Annotated in this window: 2 protein-coding genes and 1 pseudogene; 2 read left to right on the top strand and 1 reads right to left on the bottom strand. The window is 70.5% G+C overall.

What is annotated here, in order from left to right:
- Positions 1-63 precede the first annotated feature (63 nt).
- A pseudogene (locus QH283_RS14260) lies at positions 64-702 on the bottom strand (TetR/AcrR family transcriptional regulator); the annotation flags it as partial.
- A gap of 200 nt (positions 703-902) precedes the next feature.
- On the opposite strand from QH283_RS14260, the gene QH283_RS14255 reads away from it, so the two are divergent.
- Together QH283_RS14255 and QH283_RS14250 are read left to right on the top strand one after the other, a co-directional pair.
- On the top strand, positions 903-2,336 hold the full coding sequence (locus QH283_RS14255; protein WP_280503482.1) for an ABC transporter substrate-binding protein: 1,434 nt from the start codon (positions 903-905) through the stop codon (positions 2,334-2,336).
- Positions 2,337-2,347: 11 nt separating this feature from the next.
- Positions 2,348-3,568 (top strand): CaiB/BaiF CoA transferase family protein, encoded by a 1,221-nt coding sequence (locus QH283_RS14250; protein WP_280503481.1) that lies wholly within the window; start codon positions 2,348-2,350, stop codon positions 3,566-3,568.
- The last annotated feature ends 106 nt before the right edge of the window (positions 3,569-3,674 follow it).

The raw sequence follows: 3,674 nt of genomic DNA, 5'->3' as shown, positions 1-3,674 counted from the left end.
GATACGGGCGGGGCGGCACCGAGAAGTGCCGCCCCGCGCCCGGGTCGGTCGCGCGGCGCAGCGCGCGGGGAAGCCGTGGGCGCAGAAGTCCCAGATCTCCGCGGCGGTGATCGGCCGTTGATCATCGGCGGTGGCCGACTGCGCGGTGAACATGACGGTCTGGATGACCATGGCGGCGACCCGGCGCGGTTCCATGCCCTCGCGGAGCACGCCCGCCTCGGCGGCCTCCGTCATCAGCTCGGTGAACAGCGCGAGCATCGGGGCGTGCGCCACCTTGACCTGGCCGGGATGGCTGACCAGCAGCTGGGGCGCGAAATCGGTGAACAGCGGGCGCTGTGCGCCGGGATCGGGCCTGCACAACTCGAACAGCAGCTCCACGGTGACGCGGAGCTTGTCCAGCGGGGCGCTCTCGCCGTCGGCGGCGGCGCGCAGCTGGTCGGCGGTGCGGCCGAGGGCGTCCTCGAACAACGCCAGCAGCAACTCGTGCTTGCCGTCGAACTGTAGATAGAAGCTGCGCAATGACTGGCGGGAGCGGTCGACGACCTCCTGCACGGTGAAATCCGTGCTGCCCTTCTCCGTGATGATCGCCTGGGCCGCGTCGAGGAACCGCTGGACGCGCTGCTCGGCGCGCAGCTTGGCGGTACGCAGGGAACGCTCGACGGCGCGCTCTTTCCAAGCCGGCTGCTCGCTCGGGCTGGTCACGGGCGCCTCCAACCCCGGTGATGTGAAGAGAACATGAATGCACTGTACCGGATAACCCTTTATCACAGCGTATGCGGGCCGGTCGTGGGGCGCCATCTCAAAAATGGCATGTGCTGATATGGAGAATGTTATTCTCGGTCCGGGGCGGGCCGAGGGGCGCCCACGCCCGGCCGCTTTCGTCTCGACAGCAAGGACGTCCCATGCGCACTCCACGAATCCGTGCGGCGCACCCCGCCGCCCGCCGGACCGGCCGCGGGAGACATCGCACGATCACCACGCTGGTCGCCGCGCTCATGGCGCTCGTACTCGCCGCGACGGCATGCGCCAGGGAAGGGGGTGCGGGCGAGGAATCCGCACCCACCGCGGCGGTGTCCGGTGACTTCGGTGACCTGAGCGGTGTGTGCGGACCGGGAGACGCCTCGTCGGCCACCGCCCAGGGGGTGAGTGCCACCCGGATCGAGGTCGGCCTGTTCTCCGACATCGGATTCACCAAGGATCCCGACATCGTGGACGCCGCAGAGGTTTTCGTGTCCTGGTGCAATGCCGCGGGCGGCATCGACGGACGTGAGCTGGTGACCAACCTGCGCGACACCAGGCTCACCGAGGTCCGCCAGCGCATGCTGGAAGCCTGCCGGGAGGATTTTTTCCTGGTCGGCGGCGCGGCGGCGCTGGACGGGCTCGGGGTGAAGGACCGGCTGAGGTGCCTGCTGCCGGAGTTCCCCGCGCAGGTCACCCAGACCGCCAACACCGGCTCCGACCTGCAATTGGGCGGCGGCTCCTCGCTCTCGGAGGACGTCAATCCCTACACCGGCTTCTACGACTGGCTCACCACCGAGGCCTACCCGGAGTCGAAGGGCAGAATCGGCCTGCTCACCGGTGACTCGCCGATCACGAAGGTCATGGGCGACAAGCTCACCGAGGCGCTGACCGCCTCCGGGGCGAACATCGCCTACAGCGGCCTGTACCCGCTCGGCGGCCTGGCCGACTGGACCCCGTACGCGCAGGCGATCAAGAGCAACGGCGTGCGCGGGCTGATCTTCCTCGGCGAGCACCGTGCGCTGACCAAGCTCGAGGAGGCGCTGACCGGCCTGGACTACCGGCTGGACTGGATCGACGCCAACTCCAACTCCTACAAGCAGGCCTTCCTCGACAACGCCGGTCCATCGCTGGTCGCGCAGAACAACTTCGCCGACCTCGCCGGCACCGCGCCGCTCGACGCCGCCGACCGGGTGCCCGCCGTCGCGCAGTTGCAGGAGCTGTTCGCCCGCTACAAGCCCGACAGCCCCATCACCTACCAGGTGCTGCGCGCCTTCCCGGCCTGGCTGCTGTTCGCCAAGTCGGCCACCGCCTGCGGTGACGAGCTGACCAGGCGCTGCGTGTTCGAGCACGCGCGCGCGGAGACCGCGTGGACCGGCGGCGGTTTGCAGGCCCCGGTCGACCTGAGCAGGCCGCGTTCGGAGCAGCCGCGCTGCTTCAACGTCCAGCAGGCCACGCCCGAGGGCTGGCGGGCCGCCGACTTCCGGCCCGACACCGGTGTCTTCCGCTGCGGCTTCACCCCGTACCGCTACACCGCCGACCACGGCGAGCCCACCACGCTCGCCGATGTCGACATGAGCATGTCCGATCTCGAATGACGGAGAAAAAGATGAGCGAGACAGCCGACGGTCCCCTCGCGGGAATCCGCGTGCTCGAAGTGGCCATGTACGGCTTCGTCCCCTCCGCGGGCGCCGTGCTCGCCGACTGGGGCGCCGACGTGATCAAGGTCGAGCACGCGGTGACCGGTGATCCGCAGCGCGGACTGCGCCGAGTCGGGCAGTTCGTCGTGGAAGGCGAACCGAATCCCAATGTGGAGCATGCCAATCGCGGCAAACGCAGTATCGGCGTCGACATGTCCACGCCGCAGGGGCGCGAGCTGATCCACCAACTCGCCCGCCGCGCCGATGTCTTCCTGACCAGCTTCCTGCCGCGGGCACGCGCCGAGTTCGGCATCGATCTCGACGACATCCGCGCGGTGAACCCGTCGATCGTCTACGCCCGCGGCAGCGCGCTCGGCCCGCGCGGCGTGGAATCCGACCGCGGTGGTTACGACATGACCGCCTTCTGGTGCCGGGGCGGGATCGCGGCCACCATCACCGCGCCCGGCATCGAGGGCATGATCCAGCCGCCCGGCCCGGCCTTCGGCGACACCATCTCCGGCACCAACCTGGCCGGGGGCATCGCCGCCGCACTGCTCAAACGGGAACGCACCGGCACGCCCTCGGTTGTCGACGTGTCCCTGCTCGGCAGCGGGCTGTGGTCACTCGGGCACACGGTCGCGCTCTCCGCGTACGGGAACAAGCCGATGGTCGCGCCGCAGCCGGGCGCGCACGGGGCGCCGACGAATCCGTTGTCGGGGCTGTACGAGACCGCCGACGGGCGGTACCTGTCGTTCGTCATGCTCCAGCCGGGCAAGTTCTGGGCCGACGTGTGCCGCCACATCGATCGGCCGGAGCTGGCCGACGATCCGCGCTTCGCCGACGCCGCGCGCATCGCCGAGCACACCGCCGAGGCGGTGGCGATCCTGCGCGCCGAGATCAAGCGCCGCACCCTGGCGGAGTGGACCGAGCGGCTGGCGACGCTGTCGGGGCCGTGGGCGCCGGTGCAGGACTCCGAGCAGGTGCTCGGTGATCCGCAGATCCGGGCCAACGAGTATCTGCGCCGGGCGGGGGAGCTGGAACTGGTGGCCAACCCGGTCCAGTTCGACGTCGCCGCCCCGGATCTGCGGCCCGCGCCCGGGTTCGCCGAGCAGACCGACGAGGTGCTGCTCGAGCTGGGGCTCAGCTGGGATCGGATCGTCGAGCTGAAGGTCGCCGGCGCGGTGGCCTGACCGCGGCCTCGGTGCCTTTCGGAAGCGGAGTGGGCTCGGCCGGGGCGGCGACTCCCGCGACGCAACGGGGCGCCGCCCGGGGGGGGGGGGGCCCGGCCCCCCCGGG

It is taken from the genome of Nocardia farcinica, from assembly GCF_029867845.1.
Lineage (GTDB): Bacteria > Actinomycetota > Actinomycetes > Mycobacteriales > Mycobacteriaceae > Nocardia > Nocardia farcinica_A.
This window is presented reverse-complemented; position numbering and strand designations above follow the sequence as displayed.

What these genes read in the sequence shown, in the direction of transcription:
- QH283_RS14255 (WP_280503482.1), top strand. Translation starts at nt 903, where the DNA reads ATGCGCACTCCACGAATCCGTGCGGCGCACCCCGCCGCCCGCCGGACC.
- QH283_RS14250 (WP_280503481.1), top strand. Translation starts at nt 2,348, where the DNA reads ATGAGCGAGACAGCCGACGGTCCCCTCGCGGGAATCCGCGTGCTCGAA.